Source organism: Arthrobacter sp. NyZ413 (assembly GCF_049390645.1).
Taxonomy (GTDB): Bacteria; Actinomycetota; Actinomycetes; order Actinomycetales; family Micrococcaceae; genus Arthrobacter.
The window spans coordinates 807,372-827,988 of the sequence record NZ_CP155434.1; the positions used below are offsets into that span (position 1 = coordinate 807,372).

Below are 20,617 nucleotides of genomic sequence, written 5' to 3' on the forward strand. Positions count from 1 at the left end.
ATTGGGAGATCGACCAAGGCCGCGCACGGCCGGTGAGGAAAACTTTGAGCATTCTTGTCACGGGCGGTGCCGGCTACATCGGCTCGCACACCGTTCTTGCCCTCTTGGAAGCCGGCCATGATGTGGTTGTGCTCGACAACCTGGTGAACTCGAGCGAAGAGTCCCTTCGGCGGGTTGCGGAACTCGCCGGCAAGGCCGCTACCTTCCACAAGGTGGATCTGGTGGATGAGCAGACGGTTGGAGCGGTGTTCGATCGGCATCGGATTGATTCGGTCATCCACTTCGCGGGACTCAAGGCAGTAGGGGAGTCGGTGCGGGAGCCCCTTGCCTACTACTACAACAACCTCGTGGGCACCTTGAACCTGCTGCGCGCCATGGACAAGCATGATGTGCGCACCCTGGTCTTTAGTTCGTCGGCCACCGTGTATGGCGAGCGTAATCCCATACCGTACGTCGAGAAGATGGAGATCGGTGCGAACAATCCGTATGGCCGCACCAAGGAGCAGATCGAAGACATCCTCTCGGACTTGGGAAGCGCCGATGGCCGCTGGCATTTAGCACTACTGCGCTATTTCAATCCCGTGGGTGCCCATCCCTCCGGTCGCATCGGAGAAGACCCTCAGGGCATTCCGAACAACCTGGTTCCCTTCATTGCGCAAGTGGCCGTGGGACGCCGTGAAAAACTCATGGTCTTCGGCGGTGACTATGACACGCCGGACGGAACATGCCAGCGCGACTACATCCACGTCGTCGACCTCGCCCAGGGCCACGTGGCCGCCCTTGACCATATCGCCGCCCGCCCGGGCGTGCGCAGGTGGAACCTGGGTTCCGGAAAGGGCTCCTCGGTGCTCGAGGTGCTGCGGTCGTTCGAGAAGGCCGTGGGGAGGGAGCTTCCTTATGAAATCGCCGGCCGGCGCGCCGGGGACCTGCCGGCGTTCTGGGCGGACGCCTCTTCCGCCCTTGCGGACCTCGGTTGGTCCACCACGAAAACCGTGGACGAAATGTGTGAAGACCACTGGCGCTGGCAGCAGAACAATCCCTACGGCTACGCCCGGTGATGGCGTGGGATCGCTGGTCACCGAGGTGCCAGATGCTCATGGAGGAAAGCATTTCGCGGGGATCCCAGACCACTGCTTCGGAAGGGATCAGCCCGTCACGCCTTGGTCCAGGCTTCCGTAACGCGGCTGAGCATGGTGGTCATGTCACTGGTCCTTTCCGGCGGCAGCAGGAGCTGCAGGAGCTGCGGCGGCCGGGCGCCGGAGATCCGGGGAGTGCCGAGGGGGCTCTGTTCGTAGTCCACGCCGGCGAACGGTCAGGCCCGTGATCGCGGTGACGCCGGTGGGCAGCGCACCGAAGACCTGGCGCTGGACGGCGGGGTCGATCGAGGGGTTCTCGGCGGTAACGATGATGGACATGTTGGCTTCCTATGCCTGGGTGGTGCGGGTGCGGTGGTAAGCCGCGCCGGGGTGGTCGGAGGCCAACCGTGCTTGTCCGGCGCCGAAGAGGCCTTCGCGGAGGGTGTCGCCGTCGTACGCAGTGCGCAGGACGCCGCGGGCCTGCAGTTCGGGAACCACGTGGGCCGCGAAGTCCTCGATGTCACGGAACTCGACCGCTACGCGGAGCGTCCTCGCCGAGACGGGCGTTGCGGAGGCGGAGGATGCGAAGCCCGCGGCGACACGCCGCGTTTCGAGTCATGCGACGTAAAGCGGCGATTGTGTGCTTGGGGCGACTGCTAAACTGGGTCAACCGGTTGACCAGGCTATTCCGCCTGGAGGTTACCGACCAATCCGAGCACGTTTTTTATGGAGAAGTATGGAAAGCACGAACATCATGGCCTTTCTCTTGGTTGGCCAAGGGGATGCGGCCAGGAGTGCGCTTCCGCACGCTCCAAGGGTGGTCGAGGAGCGGGCTCCCCGTTCCGCGGCCTGGGCGGCTTTCAAGGGAAAGCTCGCCAGCTTATTGCACCGCCTCGCGTGGGCGATTGAACCGGATGTGCGCGACACCGTCTAAATACGCGAAGCTCGCGCTTCTTACCGACCTCTTTTGAAGCGAGAACGACGGCGACACGCCCACCGAAGCGGCGTGTCGCCATCGTTCTTTGCTCACTAAGGGTCCGGAGCGCGGACTGCGCACCCGCTGGCAAGGACCGTCCAAGAGCTAGTATGGTGACTAAATAGGGAAAGTAAGCATGCTTACTGTCTTGAAGGTGGGGGCGCGAAACACTGGAAAGGGCGGGCAACAGGCGATGAACCAAACGGGTGCCTCTAAACCGGAATCACCGCAGTCCGCGGCGGTCGAAGCGCGAACGGAAGCGCGAACGGAAAACGGTCCGCAGGAAAACTCCCGTCATCAGGAGAAGAAGCGCTCGCCCGTCCGGCGGTTCCTTGGTTTGCTCGGTCCGGGCCTGGTGACAGGCTCGGCCGACGACGACCCGTCCGGAATCGCGACGTACGCCCAAGCCGGTGCCACCTTTTCCAACGGCATGCTGTGGACGGTTCCGGTGACTTTGCCCCTCATGATGGCCGTCCAGGAGATTTGCGACCGCACGGCCTTGGCCACTGGCGACAGTCTGGGCAAACTTGCACGGCGGAAGTTCACGCGCAAGCCACGGGTGATGATCGCGATCTTGATTGTGGCGCTGCTCGCGGCGAACACCTTGAACGCGGCGGCCGACCTGATGGCGATCGGGCAAGGCATGCAGCTGCTCGGCGCGGGTCCGGACCGCCTCTGGAGCATCGTCGCCGGAGTGGGCATCGCCGTCGTCCTCATGGCCGGTGGATTCGAGATCATTTCCAAGGTCTTCAAATGGCTATGCCTTTCCCTGCTGGCCTACGTGGCCGTCCTGTTCGTGGCGAAGGTGGACTGGGGCGACGTCCTGGCCGGCGTCTTGGGATTGCAATTCCGGCCCAGCCTGGAGTACCTCTCTTTGATCGTCGCCGTGCTCGGTACCACGATTTCCCCGTATTTGTTCTTCTGGCAAAGCGCGGACCGCATCGAGGAGCTCCGCGAGGAACCTCGCGGCGGCGATCATGCAATCGGTTTGGAGGAACAATCCCCGGGCTCTGGCGGACATAAGCTCCGCAACGCGCGCGCGGACGTGTTCGTCGGGATGTTCTTCTCCGTCCTCGTCATGTTCTCCATCACGGCTGCGACAGCGGCGACTTTGGGAAGGAACGGCACCGACGTCAAGACCGCGGCTGACGCCGCCAAGGCACTTGAGCCCATCGTGGGTCCGGCTGCCAAGTTCCTGTTCGCGGCCGGCTTCATCGGTTCCGGCATCCTCGCCGTTCCGGTCTTGGCGGCCTCGGGTTCTGCCGGCCTGGCGGGCTTGCTCGGAAAGCAATGGGGCTTCGACAAGAAACCCAGCAAGGCTCCGGTCTTCTACCTTCTCCTGGGCGTGGGAACCATCGGCGGGGTGATCGTCACCTTCTTCACCACCGATCCTATTGGCCTGTTGATCCTCAGCGCCGTCATCAACGGCATTGCCGCGGCGCCGTTCCTGATAGTCACCATGTTGATTGCGCGGGACAAGGACATCATGGGCAAGTACCGCAACGGCAAACTTGCCTCCACAATCGGCTGGTTTACCACCGCCGTCATGGTGGTAGCCGGCGTCATCGGAATCTGGACCACCGTCACGGGCACAGGCTAGTCGCGTCACCCGGTGGGCGGCCCGGCGAGCCGGTGGGCCGTTTCCAGCATTGCCGCGTGTACGAACGCCTGGGGGAAGTTCCCACGGAGCTGGCGCTGGCCGACGTCGAACTCTTCCGTGAACAACCCCGGCGAGCCGCACGCCGCGCGGTTACGCTCGAAAAGCCTGAAGGCGTCCACGATGTTGCCCTGCTGGTGCTCGGCCAGCGCAAGGTTGAAACCGCACAGCAGGAAGGCGCCTTCCGCTTCGGCCAGTTGCCCGGGCCCGTGCCTGAACCGGTAGACGTACCCATCCTCGAGGAGTTCCTTCCGTACCGCCACGGCAGTGGCGAGCGAGCAGGGGTCCCGCACGGGAAGGGCGCCGCGGATGGCGGGAAGCAGCAAGGCGGCATCGACCCTATGGTCCGACGCCGACCTCTGCCATCGTCCGCTCGGATGCACGGACGTGGCCGCGGTCTGTGCCAGGATCCTGTCGGCCAAGGACTCCCAGCGTCCGGCCTGGATGGCCGGGGCGTGCCGGGCAATCGCCTTGAGGCCGGCAACACACATGAGCCGGGAATGGGTCCACAGGTCATCCTTGAGCTCCCACATACCGGCGTCCGGCAAGGTCCACTTCGCTTCGATCGCCCGTACGGCGACTTCGACGGCGGGCCAGTCCGCCTTGTCGAGGCGGTCGCGGTCGGCGGCGGCCGAGAACAGCAACAGCGCTTCACCGAAGATGTCCAACTGGAATTGTCCGTTGACCCAATTGCCAACGGTGTCAGTTCCGCCCGGATAACCGGCAAAGTCGAGGCGTTCCTCGTCCGGCACGGGTCCGCCGGTGACAGTGTATGCGGGCTTGAGTTCGGGGCCGTCGGCCAGCAAGCGCCCGCCGACGAAACGGACTGAACTGTCCAGGAGGTCCGTCGCTCCGCTGGCGTCCGCGGCCAGGCCGGCAAAGCACTGGTCCCGGATCCAGGCGTAGCGGTAGTCGTAGTTTTGTTTTCCCGCTTCGCGTTCCGGCAACCCCATGGTGGCGGCGGCAACCATGGCCCCGCTGGAACTCGTCAACCCTCGCAGGACGGCGTGGGCGAGACGGGCATCCACCGGGGCGACCGAACTGTTCAGCCGAGGGGCGGACGCCGCCCAGGCGTCTGCGGTATCGGCCCAGAGGAGGGCGGAATCCGGAAGCCGCGCGGGCAACTCCTTGCTGGAAAGTTCGAACACCAAGTGGTGCTCGTCCCCCGGAGACAGGTCGATGTCCAGCCGCAGCATGTCGTCCACCACATGCGCCCGCTCCAGCCCGCTGAGGCGGGCCGACAAGCCGCCACCCGCTCCGGACCACGTACCGTCGTCGTTCCTTGAAAGATCCAGTTTGTCCCGGCCGAAACCGGGCTTGGCCTGGAACAGGATACGGACGGGCGCCGTTCCGGAAATGACCCGGATAGTGCGCAGCAGCACCGCCGTCGATGGGTCGCCGGGCATCGCCAGGGCTTCGCGGCACTCGACGATTCCCTCGGTGGTGACCCAGCGGCTGTTCCAGATGAGCGTTCCGTCGTCGTAATGGCCTTCCCAGACGTATCGCGGATTGATCGGAGTGACGGCGAACGCGCCGGGTCCGTCGATGAGCGAGGAGAACACAGCAGGATCGTGCCATTGCGGCGCGCACATCCAAATGACATCGCCGCGCGGCCCGATCACCGCGCCCCGCTCGCCGTCGCCAAGCAAGGCGTAGTCGCGCAGGACGTGGGCCGGGAAGAGTGCGTCGATGCCGGATAAGTCTGCCGTCACGTGCGCGCCACCCGGTATTTTTCGACGTCGGGCTCCTTGAGCGTGAGTCCGTTGCCGGGCCGGTCGTCGAATGGCCGGACGCTGCCCCCGTGTGGATCGAGGGTGCCGTCGAAGAACATGTGCTCGATCCGCACGTGGTCGTAGAACCATTCGAGATGGCGGAAATTCGGTGTGCTGGCGGCTACGGGAACCGAGAGGCCCGGCGCGCAGTGCCCCGAAACCTCCAGGCCGTGGGCCGCGGCAACTGCCGCCACCCGGATCCACTCTGTGATCCCTCCGCAGCGGCTCACATCCACTTGGAGGCAATCGACCGCGCCGGCCGCGCACATTCGCTGGAAATAAAACAAGTCCGTGCCGTATTCGCCCGCGGTGACGTCGGCAGTGATCGCGTGGCGGACTTGGCGGAGCCCGTCCAAGTGGTCGCTGGACACGGGTTCCTCGAACCAAGCGAGGTCCTGGCCGGCCGCCGCTTCGGCGAGCCGGATCGCTTGCTTGGCCGTGTAGGCGCCGTTGGCGTCGACAAAGAGCTGTGCGCTGCTCCCTATCGTTTCCCTCGCCTGGCCGATCCGTTCGAGGTCCCGTGTGGTGTTGGTGCCGCGGTCCTGGCCGATCTTGATCTTCACCCGCGGTATCTGCTGCTCACCGGCCCAGTGTTCCAGTTGGCTGCGCAACCGGGACTCGTCGTAGGTGGTGAAGCCGCCGCTCCCGTACACATCCACTTCCTTCCGGACCGCGCCGAGGAGGCGGTGCAGCGGGAGGTCGAGGACACGCGCCTTGAGGTCCCACAGGGCGCAGTCGACGGCGGAAATCGCGTACGCGACGAGCCCTGGACGCGAGGCGTTGCGCACTTTTCGCGCCATGGATTGCGCCGCTGCGGGCACGTCGAAGACGTCGAGCCCGCAAACGGCGGGCTCTAGGACGTCCTTGACGATCCCCGCACACGCTGAGGGCGCGTAGGTCCAGCCGATTCCCGTCCATTCACCGGCGGTCGCTTGCACGAGGATCATGGTGGTGCTGTCCCAGGCGAACGTGCCGTCACCTTCCGGCGAGCTGGTGGGAACCGTGAATGCCGAGACCCGGAGGGAACCGATCCCAAGGCTTGTTCCACCTGCGGCCATTAGTCGTCACCGTGGGGAAGGAACTCCTGGGCTTTGATCTTGACCCCGGCCTTGACGAAGCCGGCGGCGCGGTCGTCTCCCTTCAGGACGGCCTTCGCGCTGTTGAGTGCTTGCTCGAAGGTCGCGTGCGGCGGGATCGGCGGAACGTCCGGATCCGTGCGAACGTCCAGGACTGTCGGCCTGCCTGCCGCCAACGCCTTCTCCCACGCGGGGCCGAGTTCGTCGGGGCTGGTCACGCTGATGCCCTGCAGGCCCAAGCTCGAAGCGAAAGCCGCGTAGTCGACGTCGGGCAATGCTTGTGACTCGAGGAAAGCCGGAACGCCGACCATCGCGCGCATCTCCCACGTCACCTGGTTCAGGTCGTCGTTGTGCAGGATCGCGACGATGAGCCTCGAATCGCTCCATTCGTGCCAGTACCGCTGGACGGTGATGAGTTCGGCCATGCCGTTCATTTGCATGGCACCGTCACCCGCGAAGGCGATGACGGGCCGGTCCGGGTGCGCGAACTTCGCCCCGATCGCATAAGGTACCCCCGGTCCCATGGTTGCCAGGTTTCCGGAGAGGGAACCGCGGACGTTTCCGTGGAACTTCAGATGCCTCGCGTACCAGTTGGCCGAGGATCCGGAGTCCGCGGTGACAATCGCGTCCGCCGGCAGCCGGTCGGAGAGTTCGCTGAACAGCCGCATCGGGTTGATCGGCTTTGCCTCCACCATTGCCTCAGCGCGCATAGTGCTCCACCAGCGCGTGACGTTGCTTTCGATGCCCTCGCGCCAGGACCGGTCCTCTTTCCGCTTGAGGTGCGGAATCAGCGCGCGCAATGCCGTGGCGGCATCGGCCACGATGTTGAACTCGTAGGGGTACCTTAAGCCGATCATGCGGGGATCGACGTCGATCTGGACCCCGCGGGCCTTGCCCGCCTCGGGCATGAACTGCGTGTAGGGGAAGCTCGAACCGATCGTCAACAGGGTGTCGCAATCACGCATCAACTCGTAGCTGGGCCGGGTGCCGAGCAAGCCGATCGAGCCCGTGACGTAAGGCAAGTCGTCCGGCAGCGAATCCTTGCCGAGCAAGGCCTTGGCGACGCCCGCTCCCAGAAGGTCGGCCACCTCGCGGACCTCGGCTGCCGCGTTTCGGGCGCCGTGGCCGATGAGCATGGCGACTTTGCTGCCGCTGTTGAGGATTTCGGCCGCGCCCCGGATCGCCACGTCATCCGCTTGGATAGCCGGCCAGTTGATGCCGAGGCTGGACGGAACCATCTTGAACGCGTGGGTGGGTGGCGTGTACTCCAGTTCCTGGACGTCGGACGGGATGATGATGGCCGTCGGGGCGCTCTCCGCTATGGCGATGCGGATGGCCCGGTCCAGGACGTTGGGCAATTGTTCGGGAACGGTCACCATCTGGACGTAGTCGGACGCGACGTCCTTATAGAGGCTCAGCAAGTCGACTTCCTGCTGGTAGGCCCCGCCCATTGCGCTGCGGGCCGTCTGGCCCACGATCGCCACCACCGGGACGTGGTCCAGTTTCGCGTCGTAGAGACCATTAAGGAGGTGGATCGCGCCCGGACCGGACGTAGCCATGCAGACTCCGAGCTTGCCGGAGAACTTGGCGTAGCCCACAGCCTCGAAGGCGCTCATTTCCTCGTGGCGGGCCTGGATGAATTTCGGTTCGTTGTCCGCTTTTCCAAAGGCGGCGAGTATCCCGTTGATGCCATCGCCGGGGAATGCAAAGATTTTCTCCACATCCCATTCGCGAAGCCGGGCGAGCAAATAGTCGGCGACTGTTTGTGATGCCATGGTCAATCATTCCTTCCTGGGATGAATCATTTGGCGAGTCGTTCAGCTGCGCGTGCCGCCACCGCCATGATGGTCAGCGCCGGGTTCGCGCTGCCTTGCGTCGGCAGGACGCTGCCGTCAGTGATGTACAGGTTCGGGACGGCGAAGGTGCGGCAGGACCCATCCACCACACCGTGCTTTTCGTCGGCGGCCATCCGGGCCCCGCCCACCAAGTGGGCATAGCGCTTGATGGTGATGACCTCGTCCGCGCCTGCCGCTTTCAGGATCTTCTCCATCACGGACTGGGCGGCCTCCAGCAATTGGCGGTCGTTCTCGCACTGGCTGTAGCTGAACCTGGCAACGGGTATCCCGTGCCGGTCCTTTTCTTCCGCGAGCGTCACGCGGTTCCCTTCCAAGGGAAGGAATTCGCACAGCGCACCGAGGCACGCCCAGTGCGCGTAGTCGCTCATGTACCGGCGGAAGTCGGCACCCCAATACCCTTGGGCAGCCACGTGTTCGGCCCACGTAATAGGCAAGGGCGAAACGGTCTGGACGGAGAAACCGCGCTTGTACGGTTTGCTGGGGTCCGTTTCGTAGAACTCCTCGGTGCTGACTTCCGGCGGCGGGGCCTTCCACATGCGCACTTCGGCGTCGAAACGGCCCGCCGTCTGCGGCGCGCCTTGCACCATGAGGTACCGGCCCACTTGGTCGAAATCGTTGCACATTCCGTCCGGGAAACGGGCCGACGTCGAGTTCAGCAGCAACCGCGGCGTCTCGATCGAATAGCCGGCAATGGCCACAATCCGCGCCCGCTGGAACCGTTCGCGGCCTCCCTGGACGTAGTGGACGCCGGTGGCCCTGCCGGTCTGTTCGTCGAAGTCGATGCGCGTGACCATCGAGTCCGCCCGGATTTCCGCGCCGTGCGCCAGCGCGTCCGGAACGTGGGTGATGAGGGGAGAGGCTTTCGCATTGACCTTGCAGCCTTGGAGGCAGAATCCCCGGTAGATGCAGTGCGGCCTGTTTCCGAAGCGGCCATTGGAGATGGCCACGGGTCCTACCTTGGCGGGAATTCCGCAAGCGTAGGCGCCGCGCAGGAAGAGCTCGCCGTTTCCCGAGACAGGATGGGGCCGGTGCGGATAGCTGTGCGGGTCGCCCCAAGGCCACGTCTCGCCGGCAACCGGGAGTTCTTCTTCGATCGCCTCGTAGTAGGGCTTCAGGTCCTCGTATTCGATGGGCCAGTCCGCCCCGACGCCGTCCGCGGAGAAAGTATGGAAATCGCTGGGGTGGAAGCGCGGCGTGTATCCAGCGAAGTGCACCATGGAACCGCCCACGCCGCGCCCGGAGTTGTTCGACCCCAACGGCACTGGGTCATCGCCCGCGATGACCCGCGGCTCGTTCCAATACAAATGGTGCGAACCGGCCTCGTCGCTCACCCAGTCCCGTTCCGGATCCCAGAACGGACCGGCGTCGAAACCCACGGCCCGCCAGCCCGCGCGTGCAAGGCGTTGGAGCACCGTTGACCCGCCCGCGCCACAGCCGACGACGGCGATGTCCACCTCGTCCGCGTCCTCGAACCGTCGCATCTGCCCACGCAACTTGTGGTTGCCTCCGGGACCCGGCGGAAGCAGCCAAGCGGATTCGTTCCGGCTCCGGACCCCGCTCATGCGTTCTTCCGATCCGCCGGGGACAAAGCCGCCGGGCCGGCCGCCAAGGGATCCTCGCCCGGGCTCGCATCCGCCACTTCGAAGGACTCCCGGCGATCGATCCCAAGGTTCTTGTACCCGCGTGGGTAGGCAGGGCCGCCGAAGCCGATCTCGTCCCACGCCCACGGATGCGAATAGAACGCGGTGGCTGCGTAGCGCGTCCATAAGCCCCACACGCGGCTGGCCCGCATGCCTTGCCACGTGCCGTTGCCGAGGTCCTGGATGGACTGCAGCACTGCGGCCTGCTCTGATTCCGGGCATTCCGCGAAGGGTTGGAAATAGAGCTCCTCCGCCGAATGATCCAGCGCGGCGAGCGTCTTCCGCCAGGCCTCGCCGTCTTCAGGCAGGTCCTCGTAGCGCCAGCCGTCCGTCTGTTTTTCCGCCAGGCGCGAGTCGACAAAGTTGACCACGGGCACCCGGGGCTCGGCGCGCTGGCCGAGCAGTTGGTCAAGCAGCGCCGCCGCCGTCGCTTCCTCCTGCGGGGTGAAAAAGCGGATCTCCGGAGGCGGCCCGATCCGGCCCAGCACAACGCCCGCGGTGGCCTGATCCCAAGAGTCGGCCTGCGCAAGGGTGCTGAACCCCGGGTAGCGCCCGCCGCCGTCGTTCTTGTCCAAAGGGAGCATGCTCATCGCTCGCGCCTCAGGACGGAAGCCAGCAATCCCATGCCGCCCACCAGTGTGACCAGCAGCGGCGCCAGGAGGGGCGGTCCCATTTCGATGTTGTAGCGCAGGTTGTTCAACCCGCCGGGTTTCTGGATGATGCCGCGGACATGCAAATAGGTTCCTTGCAGGCCGTTCGCAACAATGGCGGCGCTCGCGAGCGGCAGCGCCGTTTTCGCCATCTTTCGGCTGAAGACTCCCGCGACGCCGGCGGCAGCCCCGACGGGACCGAGCGCCACCGGCACCCACATCCATTTGTTGCCGAAGCTTGCTTTGTCGTGTTCGAAGTAGATTTCGGCCGCCGTCACCAAGGCGCCGACCGCCGTCAGCCCGGAGAGCGAGCGTTCGAACCGTCCCGTCTTGACGTTGCGTACCCAGTAATCAACGAGGTGGACGGCTTCGCTTTCGTGTTTCAAGGTATGCCTCCTCAATTCGGCGAAATATGTGCGACTGCAGAAGTATTGCTGCTCCGCAAATAACCGGGTGATACTTGGGGGGTGGAGAAAACAGCGAGCGATGCCCAAGTCGATGCGATCCTTCGGGCCGGGAACGTCTTGCTGCGGGTCGTGGCGCAGTCCGTGGTCGAGGTGGAGGATACTGTGACGAGCCCCCAACTGCGGGTGCTGGTCCTCATTGCCAGCCATGGGCCGCAGAGCTCCGGGGCCATCGCCGCCGAGCTTGGAGTGCACCCCTCGAACGCCACACGCACGTGCGACCGCTTGGTCAACAGCGGACTGATTGTCCGGAAGGACGTGCCCGGGGATCGCCGGTACGTGGCCCTCGCTTTGACGCCGAAAGGTGCTTCCTTGGTCAACGGCGTGCTAGAGCACCGGCGAAATGCCATCGCCTCCGTGATCGAGCGGATGCCCGAGGAATTGCGCCGTGCGGTGGCGGAAGGCATGGACGCCTTTGCCGCGGCCGACGGCGGTGGAGGAACCGAGGACGGCCGGTTCACGGTAGACCTTGAAAGCTAGCGGCTTTGAACTCGGCAGCGGCGAAGAGCAAGGCGACCGACGCGCCCACCATCGCGGGAGCCCGCCGTCGACCGTTCACCGCAGCGAGCAGCACCATGCTCGCGGCGTGAAGCAGATCCACGCTGCCGCCCGTGCGCGAACTGATGACGGCACGGTTGGTGAGGATCGCCTGGAGCAGGTGGCGGGTGCCCAGGGTGCGGATCGCCGCACGCGTCCGGCGGTCCGGAGACTCGTGGAACAAGCACGCGAACGTCCTGTCCGCCGCAAGTAGCTCCCACAGGCCCCAGGCCATCCGGAACGCTTCGATTGCGTCCCGGCGGCTTGCTGTCCTCGCGTTTTTCATCTGCTCGCGTTCCGTGAGAGTGCGACGGCGGCAATCGCCCCCGCGAAAAGGCTCGCGACGGCGGTTCCCACCGCGCCGGGATGGTGCGAGGCGCGCTGCTGGATGCTCTGCTTTGCTGACCGGCGATCAAAGATGCCGTGCGTCCCGAAGTCCCTGCCGGCGTCGGCGGGCTCCCACAAGTTGACGGGCTGGTCCGGCTTGCGGGGTTCCTGTGTCTGCTGCGACTTGAACCCGGTTTTCGCCAGGTACCTGTCCAGGAGCCCTGGCACGACGGCGTTGGCGATGAGCGTGGCCACGGTGCTGCCGCCTACCCAGTACTCGCGGCGATGGGGGTGGTCGGCTGCATACATGACTGCCCGCGCAGCGACCTCCGGTTGGTAGATCGGCGGCACGGGTTGGGCCTGGTGGGGGAGCCGTGAGAGGACCCAGGAGAACTGTGGTGTATTGACTGCCGGCATTTGGACCATGGTGGTGTGGATGCCGCTGGAACTGTGCAGCAATTCGCACCGCAGTGATTCGTTGAATCCCTGGATTGCGTGCTTGGCGCCGCAATACGCGCTCTGCAAGGGAATGCCGCGGTAAGCGAGGGCGGAGCCCACTTGCACAATGACACCGCGGTTGCGTGGGCGCATGCGCTTCAAAGCCGCCATGGTCGCGTAGACATAGCCGAGGTAGCTGACTTCGGTGACGCGCTTGAATTCCTCGGGAGCGATCTCGGAAAACGGGGCAAAGACCGAAGTGAAGGCGACGTTGACCCACACGTCGATCGGGCCAAGCTCGCTTTCGATCCGTGCGGCGGCGGCATCAACGGCGTCGGCGTCGGCAACATCCACGCTGAGGGTCCACGCCCGGCCTCCTGCGGCCTCGACCTCGCGGGCGGCTCCGGCCAGGCCCGCCTCGCCGCGGGCGAGCAGGGCAACGGTGGCGCCTTGGCGGGCGAATTCGATGGCTGTGGCCCGCCCGATTCCGCCGCTGGATCCAGTGACGACGATGATTTGCCCGGTTCTGTCCATGGGTGGTGACTCCTTGACATGCCAGCAGTTTCGTCAGCATCCCGGCCTGTCAGCCGGCAGCTGAACCTGGTCCCAATAGACTTTCAATCTATCGGGATCCATTGCGCATACGCAATGGTATGTATGCTTAGAAAATACTGGACGGCGTCATGGCAATAGCTGGTGGGGGGCAAAGAGTGCTAAGTATACTTACTTTATTGGCCTGAGGCATTACTCGTCTGGGGCGCCGCGCCAAGGCCGGAACTTTCCTGCATGCAGGAAGGCGCAAAGGAGGCGGCGTGACATGGGACTCAAGGAAATCTGGGCCCGGCTTGATTCGGAAATCAAGGAATGGCTGGTCCATAACTCGGGATGCGTGTCGGTGCCTTCCCGCATCGCCGGCAGGATGGCCGCGGATGCGGAGGGGCATCTCGAGTGGGATGCCCACGGCGGAATCGTCCTGACCCCCGGGGACCGCGCATTCCTGCGGGACCGCGCAGAGGCGGCCGGAACCATCCATTGTTCGCGGACCATGAGCGAACCGGGCCGGCGGTTCTTCAACTCGGAAGGCTCTTAGCCCGCTTAGCTTGCCAGGAGCGACTTCCGCGCCTCGGCGCCGTCCCAGCTGCTGAAGCTGCGGAATTCGTCCCAGCACCCCTCTGTGTGGACGATGTAGTCGCGGGCCGCCGGACCAGTCATTCTGAGTCCGATGTAGGACTTGTGATGGTTGTGCCGGACGCCGTGGAAGCCCAGGAGCTTGAGGGCCCGGCCAAACGAGGCCTCTGAATCGAGCGGCAAATGGTTCAGCCGGCACCAGCTGATGTACAGGCCATACAGCGACTCGAAGTCCAAACCGTCTTCGGTGTCGTCGTCAAAGACGAGGCACTCGCGGAAGAACAGGGTGAAATCGTCAATTGTCATGGCAGGCTCCAGCGGAATGACCTAGGCCGCCGGTCTGCATCAGCGAGGACAGTTTCTACTATACGCGGGCAATAGTTGCTTGGGGGAGCGGGCCTATTCGCCGCGTTCTTGGTGTTCAGCCGATTCGGCTTCTACGTGTTCCTGCTGTCCTGCCGATTCGGCTTCCTTGAGTTGTTCGTCGAGTTTCCGCTCGGCGTCCACCCTCCTGCGTGCGATGTCGCGCATGCTGTGGGCGGCGGGTGACCCGCCGATATCAAGTTGGCCATCCCGTGAAAGGCCGGGAGGTGTGCCGCTTCCCTGGTGTTTTGGATTGTCTGTCATGTTAAGCATCGTCCCACGGGTGCAAGCGTGCGGCTAGATAGTAAGTACACTTATCTTCGGGGGTCCGACGCAGAGGCGGGAGGTTGTTCGTGAGTAACTGGCTATGGATGTTTGTTCTGCTTGTGCCGTCATTGGCGTTCGTTGTGTACTTGGTGGTGGTCAATATCCGTTTCGCGCGCAGGCGGAAGGCGGATGAGCGCGTACCGTAGCGCGTGTTCATTCGTCCCGTTGTATCGGCTCGCCGGGCTCGCCGGGCTCGTCGGGCTCGTCGGCGAGCGGGGATTTAATCCAGGTGGCTACCACGCTGACTCCGCCATGATCGTCCTTCTCGCTGACGATCTCGATTTCGGAAGCGGCCGCCCCCATTTCCAAGAGCTGCGCCCGGTAGCCGGCGACCAGCGCTTCGAGGCTTTCTTCCGTCCATTCGCCGTCGCGGATGCGGGTTGATATTTCGACAGGTTCGGGCTGGTAAAGGGACACGCTTCTCCTCCTTGGAGCCGGGCCGGAGCTAGGCTGGGCCCTTCGAACCCTTCGGGTGGGGCTGCGGCTGTTTCCGGTAGGGCCGTGGATGTTTCCGGACGGCGAAGTGGGCATTGTGCAGGCCGAAAACCGTGACGATGCCGTTGTCCTTCGCCTCTATCTCAAGCCGCATCATGTCCCCTTCCCGTTCGTTATTGCGCACCTCGAATGCGTCGCCGCCGATCTCGATGATGTCGCCGGCACGGATCTTCTTCAGGGGGGTCATGAGGATGGATGTGGCCATAGGGAAATGATAAGTGAGCTTACTAATTCTCGGAAGACCGGGGGTCTTGCGCGGCCACTATTTAGCGTTACTATGTACTGGTAGTCAGTAACACTGAGTAGTAACAGGAGGAACTCCGTGGGCAAGCAAATGACGGAGATGCTCAAAGGCACTTTGGAAGGCATCGTCCTCGCCATCCTGGCCGCACGGTCGGCTTATGGGTACGAGATCACGGCACGGCTGCGCGATGAAGGATTCTCCGATATCGCCGAAGGAACCGTGTATGCCCTCCTGGTGAGGATCGAGCAAAAAGGCTTTGTCGACGTCGAAAAGGTCCCGTCCGAGAAGGGGCCGCCGCGCAAGGTCTATACCCTCAACGCCCAAGGGCGGGAATTTCTCGAAGAGTTCTGGACAACGTGGAGCTTCCTCGCCGATCGGATCGGCCAGCTCCGTGAAGATGGAGGCAAGTGAAATGGCAGCCAAATGGATCGAGCTGGTCACGGGATCGCTCGAACAGAAGAAGCAATACAGGCAGTACAAGTCGCGCATCGATGCCCTTCCGGAGCCTCACGGCACGGCGGCGAAGGCCTTACAGCGGTACCTCATGTACTTCGGTGGCATGGCGACAGACGGCGAGACCACGCTCAAGATGTTTGCCGACTTCGCCGATCTCTGGGAACAGGCCGCGGCGGATGGCACTCCGGTGCGCGCAATTGTCGGCGAGGATCCCGTCGAGTTCGCAGAAACATTCGCCCAGGCCTACGGAGGGACTCGCTGGATCGACAAGGAGCGCGCCCGCCTAAACAAGGCGATCGAGGACGCGGAGCTAGGCGGAGAGCAATGAGCGCCGCCGCGGCGATCCAGGTGCGAAGCCTGGAGAAGTCGTACAAGGACGTTGAGGTGTTGCGCGGCGTTGACTTCGACGTCGCGGCCGGCAGCATCTTCGCCCTGCTCGGTTCGAACGGGGCCGGCAAGACCACAGTGGTCAAAATCCTGGCCACCCTGCTGAAGGCGGACACGGGGACAGCGAAGGTCAATGGCTTCGACGTCGCCACGCAGCCCGCGGAGGTCCGGGAGTCCATCAGCCTCACCGGCCAGTTCGCCGCCGTCGACGAAATCCTCAGCGGCCGGGAAAACCTCGTTTTGCTCGCCCGCTTGCGGCACCTGAAAGATCCCGGGTCCGTGGCCCACGGTCTTCTTGAGCGGTTCTCATTGGCTGACGCGGCCGCGCGGAAGGTCTCGACGTACTCGGGCGGCATGCGCCGACGGCTCGATATCGCGATGAGCCTCATCGGGAACCCGCCGATTATTTTCCTCGACGAGCCGACCACGGGCCTCGACCCGCAGGCCCGCCAAGAGGTATGGGACGCCGTCAGGGAACTCGCCGCGCAGGGCACCACCGTGCTGCTCACCACGCAGTACCTCGACGAGGCCGAACAGCTCGCCGACCGCATCGCGATCCTCCACGCGGGACGGATCATCGTCAACGGCACCCTCGCCGAACTCAAGCAGATGCTCCCGCCCGCCGAAGTCGAATATGTCGAGAAACAGCCGACCCTCGAGGACGTCTTCCTCGCCGTCGTCGGACACCAGTAAGGAGGAACCGATGACCACGCACTTCTTCGGCGACACAGCCGTCCTGCTCGGGCGCTCGCTGCGCCACATCGCACGCAGCCTGGACACGATCATCACGACGGCGATCATGCCGATCGGCTTCATGCTCCTGTTTGTCTACGTGTTCGGTGGCGCGATCAACTCGGGCTCGGATTCCTACGTCAGCTACCTGCTGCCCGGCATCCTGATCATCACTATTGCCTCGGGCATTTCCTACACGGCATACCGGCTCTTCCTCGATATGAAAAGCGGCATTTTCGAGCGGTTCCAATCCATGCCGATCGCGCGCTCATCCGTGCTGTGGGCCCACGTTTTGACCTCGCTGGTCGCCAACCTGGTCTCGCTCGCCGTCGTCGTCCTCGTCGCGTTGCTGATGGGCTTCCGGAGCGGCGCCGGACCGACAGCGTGGCTCGCCGTCGTCGGAATCCTGGTCCTGTTCACCCTCGCGCTCACGTGGATCGCCGTGATCCCGGGGCTTACCGCGAAATCGGTGGACGGCGCGAGCGCGTTTTCCTACCCGCTCATCTTCCTGCCGTTCATCAGCTCGGCCTTCGTGCCGACCGCCACGATGCCAGGTCCCGTGCGTGCCTTCGCCGAACACCAGCCGGTGACGTCGATCGTCAATGCGATCCGCGACCTGTTCTCCGGCCAGCCCGTGGGTGCCGATATTTGGACCGCGCTCGCCTGGTGCGTCGGAATCCTCGTGGTCGCGTACGTTCTCGCGGTGGCGACCTACCGCCGGAAGATCGCCTAACTAGATGCCGGTGTAGACCGTTTTGCCCCAAGTGAAGAAGTCCAAGGCCGACCGTCCCTGTTCGCGGAAGGTGTTGGTGGAGGAGTCCTTCACGCCGCCGAACGGAACGTTCAAGTCCAGGCCCGCCGTCGGACGGTTGACCTTGACGACACCCGCCTGGGCGCGCGCCGCGAAGTCCGTTGCGCGGGCCAGGGAATCGGTGCAGATTCCGGCCGTGAGTCCGTAGCGGGAGTCGTTGATCGCCGCGAGGCCCGCCTCGTAGTCGGCGACCTCCAGGACAGCGACCACCGGGCCGAAGATCTCTTCGGTGACGGCCGCGTCGTCGGACGCGATGTCGGTGAGCACGGCGGCAGGGAACAACAGCGCACCGGAGGGGTCGCCGTCGTACTCGCCGTGAAGCAGCGTGGCACCGCGTTCGACGGCGGAACGCACCGCCGCCTGGTCCTGCTCGAACTGTTGGCGGCTCACCACGGCACCCATTCGGGCGGCGCCCGAACCACCAGACCCGAGGCCGTCGCCCGCGGTGTATTGGGCCGCTTCGGCCACGAGGGCTTCAAGGAACGCGTCGCGGATGCCCGGCGTGACATAGACGCGGGAGGTTGCCGTGCAGGCCTGTCCGGTCAGGCCGAACGCGCCCGCGGCGACGACGGCCGCGGCTTTGCGCGGATCGGCGTCGTCGAGGACCAGCACACCGTTCTTGCCGCCCATTTCCAGCTGAACGCGGGCGCGGCGGGCGTTGAGGATTTCCTGCAGGGCGAGTCCGACGTTCGTGGACCCTGTGAAGGAGAGCCCGGCGATGCGCGGATCGCGGGCAAGGGCGTCGCCCACCACACGGCCCTTGCCGTGGACCACGTTGAACACCCCGGCCGGAAGCCCGGCGTCCTGTAGGGCGCGCGCGAGGTGGGTCGCCGAGAGCGGGGTGAGTTCAGCCGGTTTGATCACGACGGCGTTGCCGCTGATGAGTGCGGGCGCGGCCTTCCATGCCGGGATGGCGATGGGGAAGTTCCACGGCGTGATGAGTCCGACGACGCCGAGCGGTTCGCGGCGCGTGGTGATGGTGGTGTCCGGCAGCCCGCTGGGGAGGACTTCGCCGGTGGCGGACCACCCGAGGGAACCGAAGAAGCGCAGCACGTCGGAGGCCCGCTTGACCTCGCCCTTGGCCTCCGCAAGCGTCTTCCCTTCCTCACGGACCAGGTCCTCGGCGATTGCGGCCTGGCGTTCCAGCAGGAGGTTCCCCGCCGTGATCAGGATGGCACCGCGGGACGGAGCGGGGAGGGCGGCCCACGCCGGCTGCCCGGCGGCGGCAGCCGTAATGGCGGCGTCCACGTCCTCGGCCGTGCCGCTGGGGGAGAGAGCCGCGAGTTCTCCGGGCTTCGCCGGGTTCATGCGCTGCGTTTCCGCTTCTCCCGACCATTCGCCGTTGATGAGGTGATGCGCGGTGATGAGCTCGCGGGCTGTGGAGGAAGGGATGTCTGTAGCTGTGGAAGTCATGGTGTTCCTTCTGAAGAGTGGAGCCTAGAGGCTGCGGATCAGGCCGCCGTCGCACCGCAGTGCGACCCCTGTGATGTATGACGCCGGTGCGCTGCACAGGAACGCAGCGGCGGCGCCGAATTCCTCGGGTTCGCCGTAGCGGCGGGCGGGGATGGTCTTGCGGGATTCGAGCTGGATTTCCTCGGGCGTGGTACCCCGGCGTTTCGCCGCCGCTTGGTCCAGTTCCGCGACGCGGTCGGTGGCGATGCGTCCGGGCAGGAGCATGTTGACCGTGACCGCGTCCAGGGCCACTTCGGCAGCGAGCGTCTTGAGGTATCCGGCCAACGCCGCGCGGCCCGTGTTGGAGACGGCCAGGTTAGGCAGCGGGGATACCACGCCGCTGGAGCCGACGGCGAGGATCCGTCCCCAGTGCCGCTCGCGCATGCCGGGCAGGATCCGCGAGACAAGCGCGTGGTGCGGTTTGACCAATTGTTCGAAAGCCGCGGCGATGTCGTCGGAGCCGAGGGCGCTCGCGGCGCCGGGCTTGGGGCCCGGGCCATTCAGCACGAGGATCTCGACGGGGCCTAGCAACTCCTGCGTGCGTTCGACGGCGGCCGCCACGCCGTCGGGCTTGCTGAGGTCGGCTTCGATCGCCACGGCGCTGTGGCCGTCGGCCTGCAGTTCCGCCGCGATCTTTTCGGCGCGCTCGCGGTGCCGTCCGGTGATTGCCACGCGCGCGCCCTCGGCGGCGAGGGAACGCGCGACGGCGAGTCCCAGGCCACCGGTGGAAGCGGCGACGAAGGCGGTCTTTCCGCTGATTCCGAGGTCCATTAGAGCCAGCCTTGCAAGGACGTGCTCGAGTTGAGAGCGAGCGCCGCCTCGCCGAGGTGCGTCAGCATGTTTTTGCGTAGTGCATCCGGGAAGGAGGCCGCGGGAGGCCGAACGCCCGCGTCCTTGATGAGGTTCCGTTCCCGGAAACACTCCTTGCGGATGGCGAGGGCGATCTTTGCTTGCTGTTCGAAATTGATCAGCGGCAAGTAGGGGAGCAGCTCGTCCTTTGCGGCATCGTACCCGTCGGCCTGCCACGCGCGGACACACGCTACGAGGGCTTCCGGATACGAGAAACCCGTCATGGCGCCGGCAGCACCGGCTATCAGTTCATCGAGCAAGCCCTGGCCACCGAGTCCGCCGAAGACGGAGACCTCGACGGCGTCCGTGAGCTGCGCGATGGCAGCGCTCGTGGGCGGGGCCTCGGCCTTGACCGCCACGACGAACGCGCACGCCTGGACGATGTAGATCAGCGACTCCGTGCTGATGCCCACGCCGCTCGCCAAGGGGTAGTCCTGGAGGACCACCTTGGCGCCGGTGGACTGGTGGATCGCGTTCAAGTGCGCGATCACCACCTCCGGCCGGGCCGAATTGGCCTGGACCATCACCGCGGCGAGCCGGTCGCCCACCGCCGCTTGTGCTGCCCGGATTTCGTCGACGGCGGTGCCCGTGTAGAGCGAGGTCACGCCCACTACGAGCGGGAGTTCGGTTTCCTCGACGACGGTCTCCAGGACGAGGTTCCGTTCGGCGGCGGTCAATGCTGCCGCCTCGCCGAACACGCCCAGGACCGTCAGGCCGGTGGCGCCGATGGATTGGTAGTGTTCCGCGAGCAGGGCAAGGCTGTCCGTATCGACGTCGAGGGTGCTGCCTTGGAATGGGGTGGGGACGACGCCCCACACGCCGGGGGCCAGTGATTCCCGCATCGGCTTCTCCTTCGGTTCGTGCTGCAACATGTCGTGGTCCTCCTTCAAAGGGCCTGGCGGCT

Annotated in this window: 26 protein-coding genes; 9 read left to right on the forward strand and 17 right to left on the reverse strand. The window is 64.9% G+C overall.

What is annotated here, in order from left to right; translation table 11 throughout:
• Positions 1-44: 44 nt before the first annotated feature.
• The gene (gene galE / locus ABCW42_RS03880; RefSeq protein ID WP_423183614.1) at positions 45-1,058 is read left to right on the forward strand and encodes a UDP-glucose 4-epimerase GalE; all 1,014 of its coding nucleotides are present in this window, start codon (positions 45-47) and stop codon (positions 1,056-1,058) included.
• A 144-nt stretch (positions 1,059-1,202) separates the two neighbouring features.
• On the opposite strand, the gene ABCW42_RS03885 is transcribed toward galE, so the two are convergent.
• Together ABCW42_RS03885 and ABCW42_RS03890 are read right to left on the reverse strand one after the other, a co-directional pair.
• Positions 1,203-1,415: a hypothetical protein gene (locus tag ABCW42_RS03885; protein ID WP_423183615.1), complete on the reverse strand. Its 213-nt coding sequence runs from the start codon at positions 1,413-1,415 to the stop codon at positions 1,203-1,205.
• A gap of 9 nt (positions 1,416-1,424) precedes the next feature.
• Positions 1,425-1,574: a hypothetical protein gene (locus ABCW42_RS03890; protein WP_423183616.1), complete on the reverse strand. Its 150-nt coding sequence runs from the start codon at positions 1,572-1,574 to the stop codon at positions 1,425-1,427.
• Positions 1,575-1,812: 238 nt separating this feature from the next.
• On the opposite strand from ABCW42_RS03890, the gene ABCW42_RS03895 reads away from it, so the two are divergent.
• Positions 1,813-2,010 (forward strand): hypothetical protein, encoded by a 198-nt coding sequence (locus ABCW42_RS03895; RefSeq protein ID WP_423183617.1) that lies wholly within the window; start codon positions 1,813-1,815, stop codon positions 2,008-2,010.
• A 178-nt stretch (positions 2,011-2,188) separates the two neighbouring features.
• Positions 2,189-3,652 (forward strand): Nramp family divalent metal transporter, encoded by a 1,464-nt coding sequence (locus tag ABCW42_RS03900; protein ID WP_423183618.1) that lies wholly within the window; start codon positions 2,189-2,191, stop codon positions 3,650-3,652.
• A 5-nt stretch (positions 3,653-3,657) separates the two neighbouring features.
• Here ABCW42_RS03900 and ABCW42_RS03905 read toward each other — a convergent pair whose 3' ends face one another.
• The 6 genes from ABCW42_RS03905 to ABCW42_RS03930 are packed head-to-tail and all read right to left on the reverse strand — an operon-like array spanning position 3,658 to position 11,089.
• On the reverse strand, positions 3,658-5,421 hold the full coding sequence (locus ABCW42_RS03905; protein ID WP_423183619.1) for a glycoside hydrolase family 15 protein: 1,764 nt from the start codon (positions 5,419-5,421) through the stop codon (positions 3,658-3,660).
• Positions 5,418-6,539, reverse strand: a complete 1,122-nt coding sequence (locus ABCW42_RS03910) for an enolase C-terminal domain-like protein (RefSeq protein ID WP_423183620.1) — start codon at positions 6,537-6,539, stop codon at positions 5,418-5,420. Before ABCW42_RS03910 ends, ABCW42_RS03905 begins: the two co-directional genes overlap by 4 nt.
• Positions 6,539-8,332, reverse strand: a complete 1,794-nt coding sequence (locus ABCW42_RS03915) for a thiamine pyrophosphate-requiring protein (protein ID WP_423183621.1) — start codon at positions 8,330-8,332, stop codon at positions 6,539-6,541. The genes ABCW42_RS03910 and ABCW42_RS03915 overlap by 1 nt, the downstream gene beginning before the upstream one ends.
• Positions 8,333-8,358: 26 nt before the next feature.
• The gene (locus ABCW42_RS03920; RefSeq protein ID WP_423183622.1) at positions 8,359-9,975 is read right to left on the reverse strand and encodes a GMC family oxidoreductase; all 1,617 of its coding nucleotides are present in this window, start codon (positions 9,973-9,975) and stop codon (positions 8,359-8,361) included.
• Entirely contained in the window at positions 9,972-10,643 is a 672-nt protein-coding gene (locus tag ABCW42_RS03925; RefSeq protein ID WP_423183623.1) for a gluconate 2-dehydrogenase subunit 3 family protein, read from the reverse strand. Before ABCW42_RS03925 ends, ABCW42_RS03920 begins: the two co-directional genes overlap by 4 nt.
• On the reverse strand, positions 10,640-11,089 hold the full coding sequence (locus tag ABCW42_RS03930) for a hypothetical protein (protein ID WP_165962218.1): 450 nt from the start codon (positions 11,087-11,089) through the stop codon (positions 10,640-10,642). The genes ABCW42_RS03925 and ABCW42_RS03930 overlap by 4 nt, the downstream gene beginning before the upstream one ends.
• Before the next feature lie 81 nt (positions 11,090-11,170).
• Here ABCW42_RS03930 and ABCW42_RS03935 point away from each other — a divergent pair, with 81 nt between their 5' ends.
• Positions 11,171-11,647, forward strand: coding sequence for a MarR family winged helix-turn-helix transcriptional regulator (locus ABCW42_RS03935; protein WP_423183624.1), 477 nt, complete (start codon positions 11,171-11,173; stop codon positions 11,645-11,647).
• On the opposite strand, the gene ABCW42_RS03940 is transcribed toward ABCW42_RS03935, so the two are convergent.
• Both ABCW42_RS03940 and ABCW42_RS03945 read right to left on the reverse strand, forming a co-directional pair.
• The gene (locus tag ABCW42_RS03940; RefSeq protein ID WP_423183625.1) at positions 11,625-11,990 is read right to left on the reverse strand and encodes a hypothetical protein; all 366 of its coding nucleotides are present in this window, start codon (positions 11,988-11,990) and stop codon (positions 11,625-11,627) included. The genes ABCW42_RS03935 and ABCW42_RS03940 overlap by 23 nt on opposite strands.
• Complete coding sequence (locus ABCW42_RS03945) at positions 11,987-13,003, reverse strand: SDR family oxidoreductase (RefSeq protein WP_423183626.1); 1,017 nt, start codon at positions 13,001-13,003, stop codon at positions 11,987-11,989. Before ABCW42_RS03945 ends, ABCW42_RS03940 begins: the two co-directional genes overlap by 4 nt.
• 283 nt (positions 13,004-13,286) lie before the next feature.
• Between ABCW42_RS03945 and ABCW42_RS03950 the strand changes: the two genes are divergently transcribed.
• Positions 13,287-13,559 carry a hypothetical protein gene (locus tag ABCW42_RS03950; RefSeq protein ID WP_423183627.1) on the forward strand — a complete coding sequence of 91 codons (273 nt, stop codon included), beginning with the start codon at positions 13,287-13,289 and terminating at the stop codon, positions 13,557-13,559.
• A gap of 5 nt (positions 13,560-13,564) precedes the next feature.
• On the opposite strand, the gene ABCW42_RS03955 is transcribed toward ABCW42_RS03950, so the two are convergent.
• From ABCW42_RS03955 to ABCW42_RS03970, 4 genes are all read right to left on the reverse strand, one after another.
• Positions 13,565-13,903 (reverse strand): hypothetical protein, encoded by a 339-nt coding sequence (locus tag ABCW42_RS03955; RefSeq protein ID WP_423183628.1) that lies wholly within the window; start codon positions 13,901-13,903, stop codon positions 13,565-13,567.
• 93 nt (positions 13,904-13,996) lie between these two features.
• The gene (locus tag ABCW42_RS03960; RefSeq protein WP_423183629.1) at positions 13,997-14,224 is read right to left on the reverse strand and encodes a hypothetical protein; all 228 of its coding nucleotides are present in this window, start codon (positions 14,222-14,224) and stop codon (positions 13,997-13,999) included.
• A gap of 216 nt (positions 14,225-14,440) precedes the next feature.
• Positions 14,441-14,704, reverse strand: coding sequence for a hypothetical protein (locus tag ABCW42_RS03965; RefSeq protein WP_423183630.1), 264 nt, complete (start codon positions 14,702-14,704; stop codon positions 14,441-14,443).
• A gap of 28 nt (positions 14,705-14,732) precedes the next feature.
• Positions 14,733-14,987: a hypothetical protein gene (locus ABCW42_RS03970; RefSeq protein WP_423183631.1), complete on the reverse strand. Its 255-nt coding sequence runs from the start codon at positions 14,985-14,987 to the stop codon at positions 14,733-14,735.
• A gap of 117 nt (positions 14,988-15,104) precedes the next feature.
• On the opposite strand from ABCW42_RS03970, the gene ABCW42_RS03975 reads away from it, so the two are divergent.
• Genes ABCW42_RS03975 through ABCW42_RS03990 form a run of 4 tightly spaced genes read left to right on the forward strand, consistent with a single transcriptional unit; the run spans position 15,105 to position 17,334 of the window.
• Positions 15,105-15,437 (forward strand): PadR family transcriptional regulator, encoded by a 333-nt coding sequence (locus ABCW42_RS03975; protein ID WP_133203284.1) that lies wholly within the window; start codon positions 15,105-15,107, stop codon positions 15,435-15,437.
• Position 15,438: 1 nt separating this feature from the next.
• A complete protein-coding gene (locus ABCW42_RS03980) occupies positions 15,439-15,810 on the forward strand; it encodes a DUF1048 domain-containing protein (RefSeq protein WP_423183632.1) in 372 nt (123 codons plus the stop codon).
• Positions 15,807-16,562, forward strand: a complete 756-nt coding sequence (locus ABCW42_RS03985) for an ABC transporter ATP-binding protein (RefSeq protein WP_423183633.1) — start codon at positions 15,807-15,809, stop codon at positions 16,560-16,562. Before ABCW42_RS03980 ends, ABCW42_RS03985 begins: the two co-directional genes overlap by 4 nt.
• 10 nt (positions 16,563-16,572) lie before the next feature.
• Entirely contained in the window at positions 16,573-17,334 is a 762-nt protein-coding gene (locus ABCW42_RS03990; protein ID WP_423183634.1) for an ABC transporter permease, read from the forward strand.
• Here ABCW42_RS03990 and ABCW42_RS03995 read toward each other — a convergent pair whose 3' ends face one another.
• From ABCW42_RS03995 to ABCW42_RS04005, 3 genes are read right to left on the reverse strand one after another with little or no spacing between them, the layout of a single operon-like run.
• The gene (locus ABCW42_RS03995) at positions 17,335-18,825 is read right to left on the reverse strand and encodes an aldehyde dehydrogenase family protein (RefSeq protein ID WP_423183635.1); all 1,491 of its coding nucleotides are present in this window, start codon (positions 18,823-18,825) and stop codon (positions 17,335-17,337) included.
• A 24-nt stretch (positions 18,826-18,849) separates the two neighbouring features.
• A complete protein-coding gene (locus tag ABCW42_RS04000) occupies positions 18,850-19,635 on the reverse strand; it encodes an SDR family oxidoreductase (protein ID WP_423183636.1) in 786 nt (261 codons plus the stop codon).
• The gene (locus ABCW42_RS04005; RefSeq protein ID WP_423183637.1) at positions 19,635-20,585 is read right to left on the reverse strand and encodes a dihydrodipicolinate synthase family protein; all 951 of its coding nucleotides are present in this window, start codon (positions 20,583-20,585) and stop codon (positions 19,635-19,637) included. Before ABCW42_RS04005 ends, ABCW42_RS04000 begins: the two co-directional genes overlap by 1 nt.
• Positions 20,586-20,617 lie beyond the last annotated feature (32 nt).

What these genes read in the sequence shown, in the direction of transcription:
- ABCW42_RS03885 (WP_423183615.1), bottom strand. Translation starts at nt 1,415, where the DNA reads ATGTCCATCATCGTTACCGCCGAGAACCCCTCGATCGACCCCGCCGTC.
- ABCW42_RS03895 (WP_423183617.1), top strand. Translation starts at nt 1,813, where the DNA reads ATGGAAAGCACGAACATCATGGCCTTTCTCTTGGTTGGCCAAGGGGAT.
- ABCW42_RS03900 (WP_423183618.1), top strand. Translation starts at nt 2,189, where the DNA reads ATGCTTACTGTCTTGAAGGTGGGGGCGCGAAACACTGGAAAGGGCGGG.
- ABCW42_RS03910 (WP_423183620.1), bottom strand. Translation starts at nt 6,539, where the DNA reads ATGGCCGCAGGTGGAACAAGCCTTGGGATCGGTTCCCTCCGGGTCTCG.
- ABCW42_RS03915 (WP_423183621.1), bottom strand. Translation starts at nt 8,332, where the DNA reads ATGGCATCACAAACAGTCGCCGACTATTTGCTCGCCCGGCTTCGCGAA.
- ABCW42_RS03920 (WP_423183622.1), bottom strand. Translation starts at nt 9,975, where the DNA reads ATGAGCGGGGTCCGGAGCCGGAACGAATCCGCTTGGCTGCTTCCGCCG.
- ABCW42_RS03925 (WP_423183623.1), bottom strand. Translation starts at nt 10,643, where the DNA reads ATGAGCATGCTCCCTTTGGACAAGAACGACGGCGGCGGGCGCTACCCG.
- ABCW42_RS03940 (WP_423183625.1), bottom strand. Translation starts at nt 11,990, where the DNA reads ATGAAAAACGCGAGGACAGCAAGCCGCCGGGACGCAATCGAAGCGTTC.
- ABCW42_RS03945 (WP_423183626.1), bottom strand. Translation starts at nt 13,003, where the DNA reads ATGGACAGAACCGGGCAAATCATCGTCGTCACTGGATCCAGCGGCGGA.
- ABCW42_RS03950 (WP_423183627.1), top strand. Translation starts at nt 13,287, where the DNA reads ATGGGACTCAAGGAAATCTGGGCCCGGCTTGATTCGGAAATCAAGGAA.
- ABCW42_RS03955 (WP_423183628.1), bottom strand. Translation starts at nt 13,903, where the DNA reads ATGACAATTGACGATTTCACCCTGTTCTTCCGCGAGTGCCTCGTCTTT.
- ABCW42_RS03960 (WP_423183629.1), bottom strand. Translation starts at nt 14,224, where the DNA reads ATGACAGACAATCCAAAACACCAGGGAAGCGGCACACCTCCCGGCCTT.
- ABCW42_RS03970 (WP_423183631.1), bottom strand. Translation starts at nt 14,987, where the DNA reads ATGGCCACATCCATCCTCATGACCCCCCTGAAGAAGATCCGTGCCGGC.
- ABCW42_RS03980 (WP_423183632.1), top strand. Translation starts at nt 15,439, where the DNA reads ATGGCAGCCAAATGGATCGAGCTGGTCACGGGATCGCTCGAACAGAAG.
- ABCW42_RS03985 (WP_423183633.1), top strand. Translation starts at nt 15,807, where the DNA reads ATGAGCGCCGCCGCGGCGATCCAGGTGCGAAGCCTGGAGAAGTCGTAC.
- ABCW42_RS03990 (WP_423183634.1), top strand. Translation starts at nt 16,573, where the DNA reads ATGACCACGCACTTCTTCGGCGACACAGCCGTCCTGCTCGGGCGCTCG.
- ABCW42_RS03995 (WP_423183635.1), bottom strand. Translation starts at nt 18,825, where the DNA reads ATGACTTCCACAGCTACAGACATCCCTTCCTCCACAGCCCGCGAGCTC.
- ABCW42_RS04000 (WP_423183636.1), bottom strand. Translation starts at nt 19,635, where the DNA reads ATGGACCTCGGAATCAGCGGAAAGACCGCCTTCGTCGCCGCTTCCACC.
- ABCW42_RS04005 (WP_423183637.1), bottom strand. Translation starts at nt 20,585, where the DNA reads ATGTTGCAGCACGAACCGAAGGAGAAGCCGATGCGGGAATCACTGGCC.